Origin of the sequence: Herbaspirillum sp. DW155 (assembly GCF_037076565.1) — a bacterium.
GTDB lineage: Bacteria > Pseudomonadota > Gammaproteobacteria > Burkholderiales > Burkholderiaceae_D > Herbaspirillum.
This window is the reverse complement of record NZ_AP029028.1, coordinates 2,015,858-2,037,629: the sequence shown is the minus strand read 5'-3', so window position 1 is coordinate 2,037,629 and position 21,772 is coordinate 2,015,858. Positions and strand designations below refer to the sequence as shown.

Annotated in this window: 20 protein-coding genes and 5 tRNA genes; 2 read left to right on the top strand and 23 right to left on the bottom strand. The window is 62.8% G+C overall.

Annotation, left to right across the window (positions count from 1 at the left end; genetic code table 11):
• Positions 1-9: 9 nt before the first annotated feature.
• From htpX to AACH55_RS09225, 4 genes are all read right to left on the bottom strand, one after another.
• Positions 10-888 (bottom strand): protease HtpX, encoded by an 879-nt coding sequence (gene htpX, locus AACH55_RS09240; RefSeq protein WP_338719125.1) that lies wholly within the window; start codon positions 886-888, stop codon positions 10-12.
• Positions 889-1,034: 146 nt separating this feature from the next.
• Positions 1,035-1,436, bottom strand: a complete 402-nt coding sequence (locus AACH55_RS09235; RefSeq protein ID WP_338719124.1) for a hypothetical protein — start codon at positions 1,434-1,436, stop codon at positions 1,035-1,037.
• Positions 1,437-1,916: 480 nt separating this feature from the next.
• Entirely contained in the window at positions 1,917-2,132 is a 216-nt protein-coding gene (locus AACH55_RS09230; RefSeq protein ID WP_051057547.1) for a YbdD/YjiX family protein, read from the bottom strand.
• Between the two features lie 25 nt (positions 2,133-2,157).
• Positions 2,158-4,227 (bottom strand): carbon starvation CstA family protein, encoded by a 2,070-nt coding sequence (locus AACH55_RS09225; protein WP_338719123.1) that lies wholly within the window; start codon positions 4,225-4,227, stop codon positions 2,158-2,160.
• 228 nt (positions 4,228-4,455) lie between these two features.
• Here AACH55_RS09225 and AACH55_RS09220 point away from each other — a divergent pair, with 228 nt between their 5' ends.
• Both AACH55_RS09220 and AACH55_RS09215 read left to right on the top strand, forming a co-directional pair.
• A complete protein-coding gene (locus tag AACH55_RS09220; RefSeq protein ID WP_338719122.1) occupies positions 4,456-5,847 on the top strand; it encodes a cache domain-containing protein in 1,392 nt (463 codons plus the stop codon).
• The gene (locus tag AACH55_RS09215; RefSeq protein ID WP_338719121.1) at positions 5,840-6,484 is read left to right on the top strand and encodes a response regulator transcription factor; all 645 of its coding nucleotides are present in this window, start codon (positions 5,840-5,842) and stop codon (positions 6,482-6,484) included. The genes AACH55_RS09220 and AACH55_RS09215 overlap by 8 nt, the downstream gene beginning before the upstream one ends.
• Here the strand turns inward: AACH55_RS09215 and AACH55_RS09210 are convergent.
• From AACH55_RS09210 to lepA, 19 genes are all read right to left on the bottom strand, one after another.
• Positions 6,481-7,089 (bottom strand): histidine phosphatase family protein, encoded by a 609-nt coding sequence (locus AACH55_RS09210; protein ID WP_338719120.1) that lies wholly within the window; start codon positions 7,087-7,089, stop codon positions 6,481-6,483. The two genes, AACH55_RS09215 and AACH55_RS09210, sit on opposite strands and share 4 nt — an antisense overlap.
• Positions 7,090-7,091: 2 nt before the next feature.
• Positions 7,092-7,922 carry an adenosylcobinamide-GDP ribazoletransferase gene (locus AACH55_RS09205; protein WP_338719119.1) on the bottom strand — a complete coding sequence of 277 codons (831 nt, stop codon included), beginning with the start codon at positions 7,920-7,922 and terminating at the stop codon, positions 7,092-7,094.
• Complete coding sequence (cobT, locus tag AACH55_RS09200; RefSeq protein WP_338719118.1) at positions 7,915-8,949, bottom strand: nicotinate-nucleotide--dimethylbenzimidazole phosphoribosyltransferase; 1,035 nt, start codon at positions 8,947-8,949, stop codon at positions 7,915-7,917. Before cobT ends, AACH55_RS09205 begins: the two co-directional genes overlap by 8 nt.
• 146 nt (positions 8,950-9,095) lie before the next feature.
• On the bottom strand, positions 9,096-10,070 hold the full coding sequence (locus tag AACH55_RS09195) for a chemotaxis protein (protein WP_338719117.1): 975 nt from the start codon (positions 10,068-10,070) through the stop codon (positions 9,096-9,098).
• 286 nt (positions 10,071-10,356) lie between these two features.
• Positions 10,357-10,432 (bottom strand) — tRNA-Gly (locus AACH55_RS09190).
• Positions 10,433-10,483: 51 nt separating this feature from the next.
• A tRNA-Gly gene (locus AACH55_RS09185) sits at positions 10,484-10,559 on the bottom strand.
• A 52-nt stretch (positions 10,560-10,611) separates the two neighbouring features.
• Positions 10,612-10,687, bottom strand: a tRNA-Gly gene (locus AACH55_RS09180).
• Between the two features lie 11 nt (positions 10,688-10,698).
• Positions 10,699-10,772: transfer RNA gene (locus AACH55_RS09175), tRNA-Cys, on the bottom strand.
• A gap of 152 nt (positions 10,773-10,924) precedes the next feature.
• Positions 10,925-11,000: transfer RNA gene (locus tag AACH55_RS09170), tRNA-Gly, on the bottom strand.
• A gap of 66 nt (positions 11,001-11,066) precedes the next feature.
• Positions 11,067-11,657: a CDP-diacylglycerol--glycerol-3-phosphate 3-phosphatidyltransferase gene (gene pgsA, locus AACH55_RS09165; protein WP_338719116.1), complete on the bottom strand. Its 591-nt coding sequence runs from the start codon at positions 11,655-11,657 to the stop codon at positions 11,067-11,069.
• A gap of 122 nt (positions 11,658-11,779) precedes the next feature.
• Entirely contained in the window at positions 11,780-13,645 is a 1,866-nt protein-coding gene (uvrC, locus tag AACH55_RS09160; protein WP_338719115.1) for an excinuclease ABC subunit UvrC, read from the bottom strand.
• An 18-nt stretch (positions 13,646-13,663) separates the two neighbouring features.
• A complete protein-coding gene (gene nagZ, locus AACH55_RS09155; protein ID WP_338719114.1) occupies positions 13,664-14,692 on the bottom strand; it encodes a beta-N-acetylhexosaminidase in 1,029 nt (342 codons plus the stop codon).
• Entirely contained in the window at positions 14,689-15,081 is a 393-nt protein-coding gene (gene acpS, locus AACH55_RS09150) for a holo-ACP synthase (protein WP_338719113.1), read from the bottom strand. The genes nagZ and acpS overlap by 4 nt, the downstream gene beginning before the upstream one ends.
• A 10-nt stretch (positions 15,082-15,091) precedes the next feature.
• A complete protein-coding gene (gene pdxJ, locus AACH55_RS09145) occupies positions 15,092-15,865 on the bottom strand; it encodes a pyridoxine 5'-phosphate synthase (RefSeq protein ID WP_338719112.1) in 774 nt (257 codons plus the stop codon).
• Positions 15,866-16,005: 140 nt separating this feature from the next.
• Positions 16,006-16,866 carry a DNA repair protein RecO gene (recO, locus tag AACH55_RS09140; RefSeq protein WP_338719111.1) on the bottom strand — a complete coding sequence of 287 codons (861 nt, stop codon included), beginning with the start codon at positions 16,864-16,866 and terminating at the stop codon, positions 16,006-16,008.
• 101 nt (positions 16,867-16,967) lie between these two features.
• Positions 16,968-17,897 carry a GTPase Era gene (gene era / locus AACH55_RS09135; RefSeq protein ID WP_338719110.1) on the bottom strand — a complete coding sequence of 310 codons (930 nt, stop codon included), beginning with the start codon at positions 17,895-17,897 and terminating at the stop codon, positions 16,968-16,970.
• The gene (gene rnc / locus AACH55_RS09130) at positions 17,894-18,862 is read right to left on the bottom strand and encodes a ribonuclease III (RefSeq protein WP_338719109.1); all 969 of its coding nucleotides are present in this window, start codon (positions 18,860-18,862) and stop codon (positions 17,894-17,896) included. The genes era and rnc overlap by 4 nt, the downstream gene beginning before the upstream one ends.
• 195 nt (positions 18,863-19,057) lie before the next feature.
• Entirely contained in the window at positions 19,058-19,972 is a 915-nt protein-coding gene (lepB, locus tag AACH55_RS09125; protein ID WP_338719108.1) for a signal peptidase I, read from the bottom strand.
• A 1-nt stretch (position 19,973) separates the two neighbouring features.
• Positions 19,974-21,767, bottom strand: coding sequence for a translation elongation factor 4 (lepA, locus tag AACH55_RS09120; RefSeq protein ID WP_338719107.1), 1,794 nt, complete (start codon positions 21,765-21,767; stop codon positions 19,974-19,976).
• Positions 21,768-21,772: the final 5 nt, after the last annotated feature.

The following is a 21,772-nucleotide window of genomic DNA, read 5'->3' as shown; positions in this document are numbered from 1 at the left end:
CTCAGCGCATCAGCGTGCCGACTGCAGGGCGGCGATGCGCGCCTCCAGCGGCGGGTGGCTGGAGAACAGGCCCAGCCAGGATTGACGGCCGGAGATGCCAGACGCCTGCAGGTTCTGCGGCAAGCCATCCGCCTGCAGTCCGCCCAGGCGTCGCAGCGCGTTCATCATCGGCACCTTGCTCCCCATCAGGGCAGCCGCACCGGCGTCGGCGCGGTATTCGCGCTGGCGCGAGAAGTACATCACGATGATGCTGGCCAGGATGCCGAAGACGATTTCGCAGACGAACACGGTGACCATGTAGCCGATGCCGGGGCCGGAATTCTCTTCATTGTTGCGGCGCAGGAAGGAATCGACGAAGTAGCCGACGATGCGCGCGAAGAACATCACGAAGGTATTGACCACACCCTGGATCAGGGTCAGCGTGACCATATCGCCATTGGCGATGTGCGCCACTTCGTGGGCCAGCACGGCTTCCACTTCTTCCTTGGTCATGCTTTGCAGCAGGCCGGTGGACACCGCCACCAGCGAACTGTTCTTGCTGGCACCGGTGGCGAAGGCGTTGGGCTCGCCGTCATAGACCGCCACTTCCGGCATGGGCAGCTGGGCGCGGGTGGCCAGGGTCTGGACGGTCTGCAGCAGCCACAGTTCGGTGGAATTCTGCGGCTGTTCGATCACGCGCGCGCCGGTGGACCACTTGGCGATGGTCTTGGACATGAACAGCGAAATGAAGGAACCGCCAAACCCCATCAGGCCGCAGAACACCAGCAGCATGCCGAAGTTGAGACCGTTGGCAGTGAGGTAGCGGTTCACACCGAGCAGGCTGGCGGTGAAGCTCAAGACCAGCATCACGGCCAGGTTGGTGACGAGGAACAGAACAATGCGTTTCATGGTTTTTCCTGTAGAACAAAAGGGGCCGTACGGGCAAGGTCGTACGGCGGAGCACACGATGGGAATGGGAAATGCGGGCGCAAGAGCGCACGGAGGCAGCCACGGATGCGCCCTGCCCCTCAAGGCAGGCGCGCAACCCGGCCGGTTCATGCCAATGGAGGAGGACGCAACTGGTCGCGCAGGAAGGACGACCAGCTCAGGCTTGCCGGAAAGGCGTGGGGAAACGGCATCCAGTGCAATCCGGGCGTGGCGATGGCCACCGGCAGGGCCGGGTCTTCCAGCTCGCCCTGGGCGGTCGGCTGGTCATCGTCTTCGCTACCGGACGATTGTTCATCGCCGGACAGGCTTTCGTGGCCCGAAAGATCGACCAGGGCATGAGTCCATCGCGCATCGGCGGCCAGACAGGACTCTCCGTGGGCAGACGACGACACCTGGCCGGCGACCGGCAACTGCTCGCGCAACCGTTCACGCAGCTGCAGCTCTCCCGTGGCTGCAAGCAATTGCAGCGGGATCAGCAGAGTCAGCAGCAGGAGCAGCAGTCGGCGCATCAAACCCTTGGTGAACGAAAATGTGAAGAAAACGCGGGTACCGGTATCCGGCAGGCATTTCAAGCGTGTCAGGCGATGGTCAGCATGAACGGATGCGCATTATACGCAAAATCGCTGTTGCGCCGACCCAGCCCGTTCCCCCCGGAAATCAAGCTACCCGGCAAGTTATCCACAAAAGCTGTGAACAAGCCTGTTGATAAGCACCCTCGCAGATTCTGACATGCTTGCTCAGCAAGGGTTTCCTATAAATTGCCCTTGTTTTACACAAATATGAAGAAATTTTCCCGCAGGCACGCCAGCCGTCCGAGGGAGCGCGCCGCATTGGTCGCCGGCATGTGCAAACGTCCATGACCCTCTCGTTGCACGGTACGGATGTCCGGCTTGCCTGCCTTTTCCCCGGCGCACGGGCCGCCGGAAAAAAGAAAGAGACCCAGCGGTCTCTTTCGATCTTTTTCTCAGTGGCCGCTACAGAGGCGCCCTTCAACAGCAACGCCCCACCCGCCCCTTGCCGCCGTAACGGGCTTCTTGCCGTTCCCGGAAGAATTCTTCATAGGTCATCACGCAATGATCCGGATGGGCCGCCTTCATATGGGCCACGTAGGTGTCATATTCCGGCATGCCTACCATCAGGTTCAGCGTGCGGCCGACCTGGCGCCGCCAGGCCATCAGTTGCGCCAGTGCGCCAGGTTTGCTCATGCTGTTCTCCTTGCTGCAAAAAACTTCACTGCGGCGCCACTGCACTGGCCGGCAGGGCCTGGTAGGCCGATTCCTTGACGCTGGGCTGATGGGCAGCGCGCGCCTTCAGGACGGTACGCAGACCAAACACCAGCACGCTCACCACCACCAGCATGAACATCGCGGCCAGACCGGCATCCACGTAGTCGTTGAAGATCACCTGGCGCATCTGCTCGACGGACTTGGCCGGGGCCAGCAGCCTGCCTTCGTCCAGCGCCGCCTGGTACTTGCTGGCGTGCGCCAGGAAGCCCACGCGCGGGTTGGCATCAAAGACCTTCTGCCAGCCGGCGGTCAGGGTGCAGATCAGCAGCCATGCAGTGGGCAGCACGGTGACCCAGGCGAAGCGGTCCCGCTTCATCTTGAACAGCACGCAGGTCGCCAGGATCAGGGCGATACCGGCCAGCATCTGGTTGGAGATGCCGAACAGCGGCCACAAGGTGTTGATGCCGCCCAGCGGATCGACCACGCCCTGGTAGAGGAAATAACCCCAGCCGGTCACGCACAGGCCGGTAGCGGTCAGGCTGGCGGCCCAGGAGTCGGTGCGCTTCATGGGCGGGATGAAGGCGCCCAGCAAGTCCTGCAGCATGAAGCGGCCGGCGCGGGTACCGGCATCCACGGCGGTGAGGATGAACAGCGCCTCGAACAGGATGGCGAAGTGATACCAGAAGGCCATCATCGCCTCCCCCGTCACACCGGAGAGAATCTGGGCCATGCCCACGGCCAGGGTAGGCGCGCCGCCGGCGCGCGAGATGATGGTATGTTCACCCACCGCCTGGGCGGTATGGGTCAGCATCTCGGGCGTGATGTGGAAGCCCCATTGCGAGATCACCTGGGCCACGTTCTCGGGCGTGGTGCCGATCAGCGCGGCCGGACTGTTCATGGCGAAGTAGATGCCCGGCTCGATGCAGGAGGCCGCAATCAGCGCCATGATGGCCACGAAGGATTCCATCAGCATGGCGCCATAGCCGATGAAGCGGGCGTGCTTTTCGTTTTCCAGCAGCTTGGGCGTGGTGCCCGACGAGATCAGCGCATGGAAGCCCGAGACCGCACCGCAGGCGATGGTGATGAACAGGAACGGGAACAGCGAACCCGACCATACCGGACCACTGCCGTCGATGAAGCGCGTCACCGCATGCATCTTCATGTGCGGGGCAATGAAGATGATGCCCAGCGCCAGCGCCACGATGGTGCCGATCTTCAGGAAGGTCGACAGATAATCGCGCGGCGCCAGCAGCAGCCACACCGGCAGCACCGAGGCCACGAAGCCGTAGCCGATCAGCATCCAGGTCAGCTGCTTGCCGTTGAAGGTGAACAGTTGGCCCAGCACGGCATGTTCCTGCACATACTGGCCGCCGACGATGGCCAGCATCAGCAGCACGAAGCCGATCCAGGACACTTCACCGATGCGGCCCGGACGGATGTAGCGCGAATAGACGCCCATGAAGAGCGCGATGGGAATGGTCGCAGCCACCGTGAAGGTACCCCAGGGCGACTCGGCTAATGCCTTGACCACGATCAGCGCCAGCACCGCCAGGATGATGACCATGATCATGAAGGCACCGAACAAGGCAATCACGCCCGGCACCTGGCCCAGTTCGGACTTGATCAGGTCGCCCAGCGAGCGGCCGTCGCGGCGGGTGGAGATGAACAGCACCATGAAATCCTGCACCGCACCGGCAAAGACCACGCCGGCCAGGATCCACAGCATGCCCGGCAGATAGCCCATCTGCGCGGCCAGCACCGGTCCCACCAGCGGACCGGCGCCGGCGATGGCGGCGAAGTGATGGCCGAAGAGCACGTACTTGTTGGTCGGCACGTAGTCCAGACCATCGTTGAACTTGTAGGCCGGTGTCATGCGGGTGCCATCCAGGCCCAGCACACGCTCGGCGATGAATTTGCTGTAGAAGCGATAGGCGATCAGGTAGACGCACACCGAGGCCACGACCAGCCAGACGGCATTGATCGATTCGCCGCGCTGCAATGCGACGTAGGCGCAGGCCCCGGCGCCGCCCAGGGCGACGGCCAGCCAGCCCAGTCTGGAAACCAAGCGGTTCATTGTTCTCCTCCTTGCGGATATGAATTGTTGTGGGAAATCTTGTCGTCGTCGGTGCGTCGGGATATGAAGACCTTGGACGCACTGCGCAGGATGAGCGCCAGTATCGGCATGGCCCTCCCGCCCCACAAGCGCAGCACTACGCAGAGCCGCTACGTAGAACTACGCAGGGCCACCGCTCAAGGTGAAGATTTACGCGGTCTGCGGGTGGCTTTGGGTAGAATCGCGGGCATGAAACTGCGCCAGAAAATCATCTTCCTCGCCATCGTCCCGCTGTGCCTGGCCTTTGCGGCCATCGCGCTGGTGGTGCGTTACCAGGCGGTGGAACTGGCGCGCCAGCAGCGTTCCACCATCGAGACCGCCTACCTGGCCAGCAAGAATACGGAGCTACGCCACTATGTCGACCTGGCCCAACATGCGCTGGCCCATCTCTACGACACCGGACGCACGGATGACGCCATCAAGGAAGAAGCCCGGCGCATCCTGGCCGACCTGGAGTTTGGGGACGATGGCTACTTCTTCGTCTATGACGACCAGGGCCGCAGCATCATGCATCCGCGCCAGCCCGAACTGGTCGGGCGCGAGATGTGGGACTGGCGCGATGCTTCCGGCAGCCCGACCATCCGGCACCTGATCGAACGCGCCCATCAGGGCGGCGGCTTTGAGCGCTACCTGTGGCGCAAGCCGTCCAGCAAGACGGTGGCGCCCAAGCTGGGTTACGTGATTGCGCTGCCACGCTGGGGCTGGGTGATCGGCACCGGCATCTATCTGGATGACGTGGAAGCGGCGCTGGCCCAGGTGGATCACCAGAATTCCGGTTACCTGCACCAGACCATGCTGTTGATCGCCGCCATCGCCCTGGCCAGCGCCCTGGCGGTGGGACTGGCCGGCCTGCTGTTGAATCTGAGCGAACATCGTGTGGCCGATGCCAAGCTGCGCCAGCTGGCCCAGCGCGTGGTGCGCTCGCAGGAAGACGAACGGGCGCGCCTCTCACGCGACCTGCATGACGGCATCAGCCAGTGGCTGGTGTCCATCAAGCTGCAGATCGAAGCGGCGCTGGAGCGCCTGCGTGGCACGCCGGAACAGGCGGCCGCAGCGCGCGTGGGCTTCGAGAAGACCGCGACGCAGATCAACGGCGTGCTGGCCGAAGTGCGTCGCATCTCGCACGACCTGCGCCCGGCCATCCTCGATGACCTGGGGCTGGCAGCCGCGCTCGAACACCTGTGCGGCGAATGGCGCGAGAGCAGCCCGCAGACGCAGATCGTCTTCGAGCACGAGGGGCTGCGCGAGGATGGTGCCGCCCTCTCCGATGTGATCAATACGGTGCTCTTTCGCGTGGCCCAGGAAGCGCTCACCAACATCGCCCGCCACGCCAACGCCAGCCAGATCCGCATGCGTCTGTATGACGGCCACAACCTGCTGATGCTGCAGGTACAGGACAATGGCGGCGGCTTCGATCCCGGCCACGTCGATGATCACTCGCGCCACGGCATCGGCCTGCGCAACATGCGCGAACGCATGGAGGCCGTGGGCGGTGAGCTGGCCATCGATTCCTCGGCCGCCGGCACCAGCATCAGCGCCGTCATTGCCCGTTCTTCTCTCTTCCCTTCGCCCCATGTCTGACGCCACTCCCGCCACTCCCGCCACCACGCGCATCATGCTCATCGACGATCATCCGCTGGTGCGCGACGGCTTGCGCGCGCGTCTGGAAACGGTGCCCGGACTGGCGGTGGTGGCCGAGGCTGGCAATGCCGACGAAGCCCTCGCCGCCGCCGCGCAGCACCAGATCGACCTGACGCTGATGGACATCAATATGCGCGGCGTCAATGGCATCGAGCTGACCGCACGCTTTCATGCGCTGCATCCCGAGATCGCGGTGCTGATCCTGAGCATGCATGACAAGGCCGAATACGTGATGCAAGCCATCCAGGCCGGCGCCCGTGGCTATGTGCTCAAGGACGCGCCCAGTCAGGACATCGTGCATGCCATCGAGGCGGTCCGCTCGGGCGGCATCTACTACAGCGCCGCGCTGGCCCGCCAGCTGACCCAGCCACTGCCGGTGCGCGAGCTGCTGACCCAGCGCGAGCGTGAAGTGCTGCAGCATATCGCCAATGGAGAATCGAACAAGCAGATCGCCCGCGAACTGGACCTGAGCGTGCGCACGGTGGAAACGCATCGCCTCAACATCAAGCGCAAGCTCAATATCGATGGTCAGGCGGAGCTGATCAAGTTTGCAGTGGAGTCGCGCGGCGCGGGCTAGCGGACGTTCACGTCCAGCGTGATCGGGCGGGCGTAAGGAATTTCACTGCGCAGGGCGACGGCATGCAGGGCGATGTCGGCGAAAGCAGCTTCATCAGGCTGGGTAGAAATGCCCTGCTCAGTGCGCCACGCGGCACAGGCGTGCAGCATGCGGATGGAGCCGGCGTGGCAGACAACGATCACGCCCTTGGAAGGCTCGGCCAGCAAGTCCGTGAAGGCCTGCCACATGCGCTGCGCCACGGCGCACAAGGTCTCCCCGCCGCCTGGCGCATAGCCGGGGAGATCGGCATTCCAGCCCTCGACCTCGGCCCAGGGGATGTCGTCCCACAGGCGCAACTCCCAGTGGCCAAAATCCATTTCCTGCAGACGTGCATCCAGCCTCGGCCCGGGCTTTTCCAATGATTTGGCCAACGCGCCGGCCAGCGTTGCGCAGCGCTGCAGGGGACTGCTCACCAGGGGCCAGTCACGCGGCAGCGCCTGCAACTGCGGCAGCAATTGCGCCACGCTCTGCGCCAAAGTCTCGGGTGCCACGGCGATGTCGCTGCGGCCATAACAGGTGCGCTTGTCCAGCACCGGCTGGGGATGGCGAATCAGTTGCAGTTGCATGGTCAGGCGTTCCACCAGCCCGGCAGCGTGACCAGCGCGCCAAGATAGAACGCGGTCTCGCTCAATTGCTGGACCGCGCCCAGGCAATCTCCGGTGTAGCCACCCAGGCGCCGCTGGAAGCGCCAGGCCAGCCAGGCTGCCGCCAGCACCGCCAGCAGCACGCCGGCGGCGATACGCTGCCAGGCCATCATGCCCAGCGCGACCACACCGATCACCGGCAGCACTGCAAAGAGCGAGGCCAGCAGGAATTCTCCAAGGCTCATCTGCTGCGCCAGCGGCTTGGCCTTGCCTTCTTCGCGCACGTAATCCATGCGCCAGATCAGGCAGGTGGCCAGCCAGCGCGAGAGCGGATGGGCCATGCCGAGCGCCGCGAGCACCTGCAACGGCAGCAGCGCCTGCAATGCCGCCAGCTTGCTCAGCAAGAGCAGGACGATGCCGATCACGCCATAACTGCCCAGGCGCGAATCGCGCATGATCTCCAGCGCACGTTCACGGCTGACTGCACCACCGAGGCCATCGCAGACATCGGCAAATCCATCCTCGTGGAAGGCACCGGTGAGCCAGATGCCGGCCGCAGTGGACAGCAGCACGGCCACCATCTGCGGCCAGAACTGCACGGCCAGCAGATACACCAGCGCGCAGGCCCAGGCCACGATCCAGCCGACCAGCGGAAAATAGCGCGTGGCGTGCTGCAACCAGTGCGGCTGGAAGCCCACCCAGCGCGGGATCGGGAGCCGTGTGAAGAATTGCAGCGCTGTGAAGAACAGGCGCAGTTGGTAGAGCGGGCCGTCGCTGCGTTGAGGCGGCGGTGATGTGAAGTCTTTTTCAGACATGCTTTTCGCTGACGCTGGCCGAGGAGAAGGTAGCCATGCGCGCCAGGAAATTGACGGCCGCCCGCAGCAAGGGCAAGGCCAGCGCAGCACCGGTCCCCTCGCCCAGACGCAGGTCCAGCTGCATCAGCGGCGTGGCGTCCAGGGATTGCAGCATGCGGCGGTGGCCGGCTTCATCCGAGCAATGCGAGAACACGCAATACTCCAGCACGGCCGGTTGCAGGGCGGCAGCGACCAGCAGCGCCGAGGTGACGATGAACCCGTCGATGAGCAGCACCTTGCGCCGCTGCGCGGCCCGCAGCATGGCGCCCGTCATGAAGGCGATCTCGAAACCGCCCAGCGCAGCCAATCGGTCCAGTGGCGCAGTAGCGTGCGCATGCAAGCGCAGCGCACGTGTGATGGCATCGGCCTTGCGGGCGATGCCCTGGGCATCCAGGCCGGTGCCGGCGCCCACGCACTCCGGCACGGGCACGCTGGTGAAAGCGGCCATCAGCGCGGCGGCGGCAGTGGTATTGCCGATGCCCATTTCGCCAAAGCCCAGCACGTCGGCTTGCAGCGATTCCGCAAATTGCATCCCCGCCTGCATGGCCGACTCGCACTGCTGCGCCGTCATGGCCGGGCCCTGGCAGAAGTTGGCGGTGCCGGGCGCGACCTTGCGATCCAGCAGGCCGTCGCGGGCGCCGAAATCGTGATTGACGCCGGTATCGACGATGTACAGCGCGCACTCGTTCTGGCGCGCGAAGACGTTGATCGCCGCACCACCGGCGAGGAAGTTCTCGACCATTTGCCAGGTCACGCTTTGCGGGTAGGCCGAGACACCCTCCTCGGTGACCCCATGGTCGCCGGCACAGACCACGATGGCGCACTGGCGCAGCACCGGGTGGTCCGTGCCCTGGATCAGGCCGATCTGGCGCGCCAGACGCTCCAGCGCCCCGAGGCTGCCCAGGGGCTTGGTCTTGTCGTTGATGCGGGCCTCGAGGCGGGACGCCAGCGAGGCGTCGAACGGGGAAACGATGGCGGGAATCTGCATGAAAGGACGCTCTGCGCCGCCGGCTGCGGCAGGATCAAGGGAGCGTCAGTATACGAGATCGCGCCGTTGGCGGCATGGCGACGCTGGCCTGATGGCAAAAAGAAAGGGAGCCTGGGCTCCCTTCTTTTTGCCGCAGCCAGGGTGCTTCAAGCCCTTGCGGCAGACTTGTCGAGCACGCCGAAGATGGTCGAGGCCAGTTCGTTGGCTTCGAACTTGGCCACATAGGCGTCGCCGCCCACGCTTTTCACATGGTCCTCGTTGGCCGAACCGGACAGCGACGAGTGGATGATGACCGGGATATTCTTCAGGAAATCCTCGCGCTTGATATTGCGGGTGAGCGTAAAGCCGTCCATTTCCGGCATTTCCAGGTCGGTCAGCACGAAGGAAATCTTGTCGGCAATCGGCTTGCCTTCAGCGCGGGCTTCAGCGGCCAGCTTCTGGATCTTGTCCCAGGCATCCTTGCCGGTGACGTGCATCTCGAAAGGAATCTCCATGGCCCGTAAGCCCTGCTCGATCAGCGAGCGCGCAACCTTGGAATCATCGGCGGCGATGGCAATGGCACCAGGGCGCATGGAGTGGCCGCTGCTCTTTTGCAGGCGCTCCATCTTGAGATCGCGGTCACTGGGCATGATCTCGTGCAGGATCTGCTCCACGTCCAGCACCTGGGCCAGGCGACTGGTGTCCTTGTCCTGATCCAGGCGTGCGATGCTGGTGACGAAGGCGCCGCCGCTACTGGTCTCGGCCGAGAGCACCTGGCTCCATTCCAGGCGCACGATCTCGTCCACCGATTCGACCGCAAAGGCCTGGGTGCTGCGCGCATATTCGGTGACCAGCAGGATGTTCAGGCCGCTCTTGGGCACACAGCCCACCACGGCCGGCAGGTCGATCACCGAAATGATCTGGCCACGGATGTTGACCATGCCCAGCATCGGCGACTGCGTACCCGCGGCCTTGGTCACCGGCGGCATGGGGACGATTTCACGGATCTTGAAGACGTTGATGCCGAACAGTTCGGAACGCTCGCCATGCGGGTCCGCCCCCAGGCGGAACAGCAACAGCTCGAACTTGTTGGATGCGGTGAGATTGGTTCTTTCATCAATCTCTTTTTGAAAATTATCCATGCCCCCTCCCCAGGATGCGAATGATTAGACAGGCAAACCCCTGCCCCAGCAATGTAGTAGGGAAAAATGGCCGTGGCAATCAGGCAATCACCGATAGCCGGTTTTTTTGACGTTGGGCAAATGTACATGCACCGAAATACCACGCTGGCACTGATGCGACAAGACGCTCCGTGCCGCCAGCACACAAAACCGCTGGGCCGCACCTGCAGAGAAAACGGAGAAAAGGGGAACGAAAAATGCGGCGCAGAAATGAAAAGAGGAAGCCCGAAGGCTTCCTCTTTCAATCTGGAGCGGGAGAAGAGTCTCGAACTCTCGACCTATACCTTGGCAAGGTATCGCTCTACCAACTGAGCTACTCCCGCATGGGAACTTACATCTACTGCAACAGGAGCCGAAGCTGCCTGCCTTGAAACTGGAGCGGGAGAAGAGTCTCGAACTCTCGACCTATACCTTGGCAAGGTATCGCTCTACCAACTGAGCTACTCCCGCATGGGAACCTGCATCTACTGCAACAGGAAGCCGAAGCTGCCTGCCTTGAAACTGGAGCGGGAGAAGAGTCTCGAACTCTCGACCTATACCTTGGCAAGGTATCGCTCTACCAACTGAGCTACTCCCGCATGGAGCGTTTTGGAGGCGGGGGTCGGGATCGAACCGGCGTAGACGGCTTTGCAGGCCGCTGCATAACCACTTTGCTACCCCGCCTTGGGGACACGCATACTACCTAAAACACGTGTTGTTTGCAAACATCTTTTTTGACTTTCTTCGACTTGCGCCGCAGCCAAAATTTCAATGCATGCTCACCTATCACAATAAAAAAAGGAAGCTTTGTTAGGCTTCCTTTTTTCCAAGTAACCTGGAGCGGGAGAAGAGTCTCGAACTCTCGACCTATACCTTGGCAAGGTATCGCTCTACCAACTGAGCTACTCCCGCATCGAAAACAGAACGCTATTATAAGGCGCCGTTGGTATTTGTCAACTATCGATCTTAATTATTTAATTATTTTTTTCTGTTCCCAGCATCGGCATCCTTGATCATCGGCATCGCGCGGCGCAGGTAGTACAGCATCGACCACACCGTCAGCACCGCCGCCACCAGCAGCAGCAGGCTGCCCCACAGGCGGGTATCGACCAGGCCGAACAGGGTGTCGTAGTACAGCAGCATGGGGATGGCGATCATCTGCGCAGTGGTTTTGATCTTGCCCAGCGAACTGACGGCCACCGACTTGGAGGCGCCGATCTGGGCCATCCATTCGCGCAGCGCCGAGATCGCGATCTCGCGTCCGATGATGATGAAGGCGATCACCGGATGCACACGCCCCAGGTGCACCAGCACCAGCAAGGCGCCGGTCACCATGAGCTTGTCGGCGACCGGATCGAGGAAGGCGCCGAAGGCAGAGGTCTGGTTCCAGCGGCGGGCCAGGAAACCATCGAACCAGTCGGTGGCGGCGGCGACGACGAAGATGGCCGTGGCGGCGATCCCCTGTTCGTAGCGGTTCAGGCCAATCTCAGGCAGGTAGTAGACCCCGACGACCAGAGGAATGAGCGCCACCCGCAACCAGGTCAGCAGAATCGGAATATTGAAAGGCATACGTCTTGGTGGGTTGGAGCGGCGTACACGAAAAAAAATTTAACGAATAGTAGCAGAGTCACCCTCTGCTGCGCCCGCCTTTACGTCGGCGGCGGCACTAACGATGGGCGGGACTGGCGGTCTCAATGCAACTGCCGATAGATTTCCTCGGCCAGCTGACGCGAAATGCCTTCCACCGAAGCGAGGTCATCCACGCTGGCATCGGCCACGCCGCGCAGGCCGCCAAAGCGCACCAGCAGGCGCTGGCGACGCTTGGCGCCGATGCCTTCGATCTCTTCCAGGCGCGAACTCTGGCGCGCCTTGGCGCGCTTGGCGCGCATGCCGGTGATGGCAAAGCGGTGCGCTTCATCGCGGATCTGCGCGATCAGCATCAGGGCGGCCGATTCCTTGCCCAGCTCCTTGGGCGCACGGCCATCGGCGAAGACCAGGGTTTCCAGGCCGACCTTGCGCCCTTCTCCCTTGGCCACGCCGACGATGAGACTGATGTCCAGGCCCAGTTCGGTGAGCACCTGGCGCGCCATCTCGACCTGGCCTTTGCCGCCATCGATGAGCACGATGTCCGGCATGACGCCCTCGCCATTGGCGACCTTCTCATAGCGCCGCGTGAGCACCTGGCGCATGGCGGCGTAATCATCGCCTGGCGTGATGTCGTTGATGTTGTAGCGGCGGTATTCACCGTTCTGCATCGCGTGGTGATGGAACACCACGCACGAGGCTTGCGTGGCCTCGCCTTGCGTGTGGCTGATGTCGAAACATTCGGCGCGCAATTCGTCGAGGTCTTCACGTTCCAGTTCCAGCACCTCGGCCAATGCGCGCGTGCGCGCCTGCTGCGAACCCTGTTCGGAGAGCAGCCGCGCCAGCGCGATCGCGGCGCCCTTGGCAGCCATCTCCAGCCATTGACGCCGCTGGCCTTGCGGCTGGAAGGTCAGCGTGATGCGGTGGCCGCACTGCTCCATCAACGCCATCATCAGCGCCGGATCATCGAATTCCGTGCCGACGATGAGCGAGCCGGGGATGAACTTGTCGATGTAGTGCTGGGCCAGGAAAGCCTTCAGCACTTCGACCTCGATGCTGTCCTCGGCGGTGTCCATCGCATCATCCACATGCGTGGGGAAATAAGCGCGGTCGCCCAGGTGGCGGCCGCCGCGCACCATCGCCAGGTTCACGCAGGCGCGACCACCCTGCACCACCACCGCGATGATGTCGATGTCGGCGTCGCTCACCGTTTCCATGCTCTGCTGGTGCAGCACGCTGGAGAGCGAACCGATCTGGTCGCGTACGGCGGCAGCCTGCTCGAACTTGAGGTCGGCCGCGAAGGCGTACATCTTTTGCTCCAGCGCTTCCATCACTTCGCTCTGGCGGCCGCGCAGGAATTTCGATGCGTTCTCCACGTCGATGGCGTAATCCTCGGGACTGACCAGATTCACGCAGGGACCACTGCAGCGGTGGATCTGATGCAGCAGGCAAGGCCGCGTGCGATTGGTGAAGACGGTATCTTCGCAAGTGCGCAGCTGGAACACCTTCTGCAGAATCTGGATCGATTCCTTGACCGCGCCGGCATTGGGGAACGGGCCGAAATACTGGTTGCGCTTGTCCACCGCGCCGCGATAGTAGGCCATGCGCGGGAAGGCATGGCCGGTGATCTTCAGATAGGGATAGGACTTGTCGTCGCGGAAGAGAATGTTGAAGCGCGGACGCAGTGTCTTGATGAGGTTGTTTTCCAGCAGCAGCGCTTCGGCCTCGCTGCGGGTGACCGTGGTTTCGAGGCGCGCGATACGCTCGACCATCATGGCGATGCGCGGGCTGGTCAGGGTCTTCTGGAAATAGCTGGAGACGCGCTTCTTGAGGTCGCGCGCCTTGCCCACGTAGAGCACGTTGTCTTCAGCATCGAAGTAGCGATACACGCCCGGCAGGTGCGGCAGCCGGGCGACCGTCTCCAGCACGACCTCGCGGGGGTCGGGGAGCGGGGAAGCAGGAAGTTCGGACATGAGCGAAAAGCGAAAGACTTACAGCGACTGCACCAGCGTGCGCGCGGCCAGATAGCGCGGATCGGCTTGCAGCGCATCCCATTGCAGCGCCTCGCCACAGGGCAGCAAGGTCGCGCGGCGAGCGGCAGAAGCGGCATCCCTGCCCCCCTGCAAGCCGGCCAGGATGGCATCGGCCTTGTCGGGCGAATTGCAGATCAGGGCCACGTCGCAACCGGCATCCAGCGCCGCTTGCGCAGCCTGCAGCGGACCACCGGCGACACTGGCCCCATGCATGCTGAGGTCGTCGCTGAAGATCACGCCCTGGAAGCCGAAGCGCTCGCGCAGCATGGACAGCCAGATCCTGGAAAAACCGGCCGGTTGCGCATCCACCTTGGGATAGATGACGTGCGCCGGCATCACGGCGGCCAGGCTCATGCCCAGCCAGTCATACGGTGTGGCATCGTCACCCAGGATCTCATCGAGTGTGCGCTCGTCAACCGGAATGGCCACGTGCGAATCGGCCGTGACGAAACCGTGGCCGGGGAAATGCTTGCCGCAATTGGCCATCCCGGCCAGTGCCAGGCCGTGATTGAGGCTCTTGGCCAGCAGCGTGACCACGCGCGGATCACGATGGAAGGAACGGTCGCCGATGACGCTGGAAACCCCGTAATCCAGATCAAGCACCGGCGTGAACGACAGGTCGATGCCACAGGCGCGCAGCTCGGTCGCCAGCACGAAGCCGGTGGCCGTGGCCACCTTGGTGGCTTGCAGCACGTCACGGTCCCACAGCTGTCCAAGCTGGCCCATGGCAGGCAGGCGCGTGAAGCCATCGGTACGGAAGCGCTGCACGCGTCCGCCTTCGTGGTCGACCGTAATCAGGATGCCGGGACGGGCCTGGCGGATCGCGCTGGTCAACGCGACCAGTTGTGCACGGTTTTCGTAATTGCGGGCAAACAGGATCACCCCGCCGGTCAGCGGGTGCTGGATACGGGCGATGTCGGCCGCATCCAGCCGGGTGCCGACCACATCGAGCATCACCGGACCGAGCGGCTTGACGGCTTGATTCATGACTTCTCCACGATGACAAAGGCGACGGCGTATTCCGCTTCGTCGGTGATGGAAACCTGGGCGCTCAGGCCCTGCTCTTCCATCCATTGTTGCAGGCTTCCGCTACACACCACCACCGGCTTGCCGCTGGGCGCATTGAGCACCTGCATGGCGCGCCAGGTCATGGGCATGCGCATGCCCATGCCGATGGCCTTGGAAAAGGCTTCCTTGGCGGCGAAGCGGGTGGCCAGGAAGCGGATGCCACGGGCTTGGACCTTGGCCTTGCGGCGCAGGTATTTTTCCATCTCCTGCGGGCCCAGGATCTTGCCGGCAAAGCGGTCGCCATGCCGTTGCAGCGCCGCCTCTACCCGCGAAATCCGGAGGATGTCGGTACCGATGCCATAGATCATGCGGCGCGCCTCAGCCCCGGGCCTTGATGGCGTCCAGGCGGGCCTTGACCATGATGGCCTTCATCTCGGACACCGCATTGCGCCAGCCCGCGAAGACCGCATGAGCCACCACGGCGTGACCGATGTTGAGTTCGGCGATCTCGGGGATGGCTGCGATGGCCTGGACGTTGGTGTAGTGCAGTCCGTGGCCGGCATTGACCTTCAGGCCCAGCTTGACGCCAGCCTGGACGGCGACGCGGATGCGTTGCAGTTCTTCCTGCTGTTCCTGTTCGCTGGTGGCGTCCGCATAACGGCCGGTATGAAGTTCGATGACAGGGGCACCCGATTCAGCGGCGGCCTGGATCTGCTCGACATCCGGATCAATGAACAAAGAGACGCGAATGCGCTCCTGCTGCAACTGGCGGATCGCCGCCTGCACGTCGGCAAAATGGCCACGCACGTCGAGGCCGCCTTCGGTCGTCACTTCGGTGCGCTTTTCGGGCACCAGGCAGACATCCTGGGGCTGGATGGCACAGGCGAAATCGATCATCTCCTGCGTCACGGCGGCTTCCAGGTTCATGCGCGTCTGCAGCAGCGGACGGATGGCCTTGACGTCATCGTCGCGGATATGGCGGCGGTCTTCGCGCAGATGCAGGGTGATGGCATCGGCACCGGCTTCCTCGGCTTCCAGCGCCGCGCGGATGGGGTCGGGATAGCGCGTGCCGCGCGCATTGCGCAGGGTGGCGACGTGATCGATGTTGATGCCCAGGTCAATGACCGGGCCGGCAGGCTGCAGGAAACTCATGGCGTCAGAAAGCTTCGGTTGAATGATGTTCGGATGTGCTCAGCGCTGCACATGAAGGAATGTGCAGCCAGATCTGGATTGTAGCGGCTCGCGATCCAATGCGGGAGCAGACGGGGCCGGCGGCGCGGGCCGCCGTCTCGTCACAGTTGCATGAGGTCGATCAGGATCTGGCGCGTGTTCAGCTGCGCACCGCCCAGGTGATGCGACAGCAGGTAGCGCATCAGGAACTTGCTCTGCAATTGCGTGGTGGGATCGCTGTAGTCTTCGCGTTCCATATCCAGCAGCGTCTTGCCGGACACCTTGGGCGCGCGGTCGGAAATACGTTCCGGACGCGTGCCCTGCTCCGGATCGACGACGTAGATGCCATCAGGCTGCACGGTCTTGCCGCTGACCACGCAATGACTCCAGTTGCCGGCCACGCCGGTCTGCTTGAGGAGGATGCGTTCGAACTGGCGCAGCACGATGGGGGCATTCTCGCCATGAGCCAGCTTGTTGAGGGTGGCCACGTAATGGTCGAACAGCGCCGGATGCGCGTCTTCGCGCGCCAGCAGCTTGACCAGCAGTTCATTGAGATAGAAGCCGCACAGCAGCGCCGATTTTTCCAGCGGCAGCATGCCGCCCACCCATTCGGCATCGGTCAGCGTGCGCACCTCGGACTTGCCGCTCCACGACAGCGCCAGCGGCTGGAAGGTCTGCAAGGCCCCGCGCAGCTTGGAATGCGGACGCTTGGCCCCCTTGGCCACGAGCGCGATGCGGCCGTGATCCCGCGAGAACACGTCGATGATGAGGCTGGTTTCCTTGTAGGGATAGCTGTGCAGCACGAAGCCCGGCTGCGCCAGTACCTTGTGCTCCTTTTCCGGCACGACGCGGCTGCGCGCGCGCGGCGTGGCCGCTTTGCGCGCGGGCGCCTTGGCGGGTGCCTGCTCCACGGCCGGAGTGGCCGGCGTAGCCGCAGCGGCGACCTGGCCGTCGAGCTTGGAATCGGTGAGCATGGTAGTCATGGATATCCGTCCTGAATGCGTGAAGCCACGTCGTTGGGGCGCGGCGTAGTGCCATGATGATGCCGGAATGTCGCGCGGCCCGCAGAGGGCCGCGCACGGGCTCATTCGTAGCCGTAGGCGCGCAGGCCAGCCTCGTTGTCGGCCCAGCCCGATTTGACCTTGACCCAGATCTCCAGATAGACCGGCCCACCGAAGAGGCGCTCCATGTCCAGCCGCGACTGGGTGGAAATTTCCTTCAGGCGCGCACCCTTCTGGCCGATCACCATGGCTTTGTGGTTGTCGCGTTCGACCAGGATGGCGGCGAAGATGCGGCGCAGGTTGCCTTCCTGTTCGAACTTCTCGATCAGCACCGTGCTGGTGTAGGGCAGTTCTTCGCCGACGAAGCGGAACACCTTTTCACGCACGATTTCGGAAGCCAGGAATTTCTCGCTGCGGTCGGTGATGTCGTCTTCGTCGAACATCGGCGGATTCTGCGGCAGCAGCTTGCGCACTTCTTCCTGCAGACGGTCCAGCTGGAAGCGCTGCTTGGCCGAGACCGGCACCACGGCGGCGAAATCATGATGCGAGGCCACTTCGCGGGCGAAGGGCATGAGCGTGGTCTTGTCCTTGTTGCGGTCAGCCTTGTTCAAGACCAGGATGCAGGGCACGTTGGCCGGCAAGAGATCCAGCACCTGCTTGTCGGCCGGGCCGAAGGTACCGGCCTCGATCACGAACAGGATCACGTCGGCCGCCGTCAGGGTATTGGTGACGGTGCGGTTCAGGGTCTTGTTGAGGGCGTTGCTGTGACGGGTCTGGAAACCCGGGGTGTCGACATACACGTACTGGGTATTGTCGATGGTCTGGATGCCGGTGATGCGGTGGCGCGTGGTCTGGGCCTTGCGCGAGGTGATGCTGACCTTGGCGCCGACCAGTACGTTCATCAGGGTCGACTTGCCAACGTTGGGACGACCGACGATGGCGATGTAACCGCAACGGTAATCGTCATCGGGGGTCTGCGCCGACGCGTCGCCGGCCATGGGGGAATCTATCATGCTGTTCTGGATTGCGTGGCGGATGAAGCCGCCGAAATGGGCTCTGCTGCGACCGTTTCAGCGCGGTCGCCGGTGTTCTTGCCTTCACTGCGAGCCGTGGCCGGCGCGCTCTTCTGCTCCTTGGATTCCTTCGGCGGCTTGGCGGGCTTGCCGCCAGTGGCCGTCGACACCTCGGGACGATTACCCTTGAGCGCCTCGTGCTCGGGTGCATCCGGCTGGATGGTGGCGATGCCGGCCAGCTTCAGCTGGGTGGTGCGGGTGCGCGGCTTGCGCCCCGCCGAAGGGGTCTTGGCCAGGGCCAGCTGCACCGCTTCCAGCGCCAGCTTGGCCGCTGCCTGTTCGCCGGCGCGGCGGCTGCCACCGGTACCGAAGACCTGGATGTCCAGCTTGGGCACCAGGCACTCGATCTCGAATTCCTGGCTGTGGGCGGCACCGTGAGTGGCGATCACGTTGTATTGCGGCAGCGGGATCTTCTTGCCCTGCAGGAATTCCTGCAGCAGGGTCTTGGCATCCTTGCCCAAGGTCTTGGGATCGACGTGTTCCAGCACCGGGACGTAGAGCGAGCGGATCACCGCACGCGCCGCCTCGAAGCCGGAATCGAGGAAGATCGCGCCAAAGAGCGCCTCCAGCGTATCGGCCAGGATCGAGGGGCGGCGAAAACCGCCCGACTTCAGCTCGCCCTCGCCCAGGCGCAAGAATTGCGACAGCTCCAGCCGCTGGGCGATTTCATACAGGGATTGCTGCTTGACCAGATTGGCACGCAGGCGCGAGAGGTCGCCTTCGTCGATCTTGTCGTAACGTTCGAAGAGCAGCGAGGCCACCACGCAGTTCAGCACCGAATCGCCGAGGAATTCCAGCCGCTCGTTATGCAAGGCGCTATGGCTACGATGGGTCAAGGCCTGCTGCAGGAGCGAGGCGTCCTTGAAAGTGTGGCCTAGCCGTTGTTGCAAGAGTTGAGGATCCATTTTTTCATCCGTCATTCAGTCTGCCGCCCCGATACGCGCAGCAGCGCGTGGATCGGGGATTACCAGCCTGACCAGTCAGCGGGATCGGTTCAAAGCAAAGCTGAAAACTGCTCCGGGTCTGCCTCCACAATGCGAAGTTGCCAGTTGGAAACTGCGGAAACTACGAAAGCTGCTGGACCAGGATGCGGCGCGCTTTTAGTGGAAGCTGCCGATCCGCTTGATATCGCCCAGGTTCATCCAGACAAAGAAGGCCTTGCCGACGATGTTCTGGTCCGGTACGAAGCCCCAATAACGACTGTCGAGGCTGTTGTCCCGGTTGTCTCCCATCATGAAATACTCACCCGGCGGCACCGTGCAGGCGAAACCTTCGGCGTTGTAGGTGCACAGTTCGTGATGCGGGAAGGCATCGGGATTGGGCACGAAGTTGGGGGCACGCTCATCGGTCAGGATCTTGTGCTCCACGCCGGTCAGGTTTTCCTGCCATTGCTTATAGTACGTCAGATTGTCGTCGTCCAGATAATCCGGCAGCGCTTTGTAAGAAATTTGTTCACCATTAACCGTTAAGCGCTTGTTTTTATAGACTATTTTATCACCAGGCACGCCGATCACGCGCTTGATGTAGTCCACCGACGTATCCTTGGGGTACTTGAAGACCATGACGTCGCCGCGCTGCGGCTCGCCCACTTCGATGATTTTCTTGTTGATGATGGGCAGGCGGATACCGTAGGTGAATTTGTTCACCAGAATCAGGTCACCGACCAGCAGGGTCGGCACCATCGAGCTGGACGGAATCTTGAACGGCTCATACAGGAAGGAGCGCAGGCAGAACACCAGCGCGATCACCGGGAAGAAGCTGCCCGAATACTCGATCCAGGCCGGCTGCTTCAGGTGGCGTGCCTGCAGTTCGACGCGGCTGCTGGCCACGGCACCGTCACGCTTGATGCCCTGCGCCTCGTCGCGCGCCACGCGGGCATCGAATTCGGCCAGGGCGGCATCGGCGCGTGCACGGCGCTGCTTGGAGAGGAAGAAGGTGTCTGCGAACCAGATGACGCCGGTCACCAGCATCAGGACGAACAGAATGAGTGCGAAGTTGCCCAACAAAGCCTGCATGTTATTTATCTTCCACTTGTAAGATTGCCAGGAATGCTTCCTGCGGAATTTCGACCGAGCCCACCTGCTTCATGCGCTTCTTGCCGGCCTTCTGCTTTTCGAGCAGCTTGCGCTTACGTGAGATGTCGCCGCCGTAGCACTTGGCCAGCACGTTCTTGCGCATGGCCTTGACGTTTTCACGCGAGATGATGGTCGCACCAATGGCCGCCTGGATGGCCACGTCAAACATCTGGCGCGGGATCAGTTCACGCATCTTTGCCGCCACCTGGCGACCGCGGATCTGGGCTGCGGCACGGTGCACGATGATGGCCAGCGCATCGACCTTCTCGCTGTTGATCAGCATGTCCACCTTGACCACATCGGCGGCGCGGTATTCCTTGAACTCGTAGTCCATCGAGGCATAGCCGCGCGAGGTGGACTTCAGGCGATCGAAGAAGTCCAGCACGATCTCGGCCATCGGCATTTCATAGGTCAGCTGCACCTGCTTGCCGTGGTAGCTCATGTTCATCTGGATGCCGCGCTTCTGCGTGCAGAGGGTGATGACCGAGCCCACGTATTCCTGCGGCATGTACAGGTTGACGGTGACGATGGGTTCGCGGATCTCGTCGATCTTGGAGACTTCCGGCATCTTCGACGGGTTGTCCACCATCAGCAGGGTGCCGTCGCGTTGCTGCACTTCATACACCACCGTCGGCGCGGTGGTGATGAGGTCCATGTCGAATTCGCGCTCCAGGCGCTCCTGCACGATTTCCATGTGCAACAGGCCCAGGAAGCCGCAGCGGAAGCCGAAGCCCAGCGCCTGCGAGACTTCCGGTTCGTACATCAGGGCGGCGTCGTTGAGCTTCAATTTTTCCAGCGAGTCGCGCAGGGCATCGTACTGGTTGGCTTCCACCGGGAACAGGCCCGCAAACACCTGCGGCTGCACTTCCTTGAAGCCGGGCAGCGGCGCCGGAGCCGGCTTGCTGGCCAGGGTGATGGTGTCGCCCACGCGCGCGGACTTCAGTTCCTTGATGCCGGCGATGACGAAACCGACCTGCCCTGCCGTCAAGGCTTCACGCGATTGCGACTTGGGCGTGAACACGCCGATGCTTTCAGTGAGGTACTGGGTCTCGGTGGCCATCAGCAGGATCTTGTCCTTGGGACGCAAAGTGCCATTGACGATGCGCACCAGCATGACCACGCCGACGTAGTTGTCGAACCAGGAGTCGATGATCAGTGCCTGCAGGGGCGCGTCCGGATCACCCTTGGGCGCCGGCACCTTGGCCACGATAGCTTCCAGCACGTCTTCCACGCCCAGGCCGGTCTTGGCCGAGCAGGGAGTGGCGTCGGACGCATCGATGCCGATGACGTCCTCGATCTCGCTCTTGGCGTTGTCCGGATCGGCGGAGGGCAGGTCGATCTTGTTCAAGACCGGCACCACTTCCACGCCAAGGTCCAGGGCGGTGTAGCAGTTGGCAACCGTCTGCGCTTCCACACCTTGGGAGGCATCGACCACCAGCAGTGCGCCTTCGCAGGCCGACAGCGAACGCGAGACTTCATAGCTGAAGTCGACGTGACCGGGGGTATCGATCAGGTTGAGGTTGTAGATCTGGCCATCCTTGGCCTTGTAGGACAGGGCTGCGGTCTGGGCCTTGATGGTGATGCCGCGCTCGCGCTCGATATCCATCGAATCCAGCACCTGGGCTTCCATCTCGCGGTTGGACAAGCCCCCGCACAACTGGATGATGCGGTCGGCGAGCGTGGACTTGCCGTGATCGATGTGGGCGATGATCGAGAAATTACGGATATTGTTCATTAACA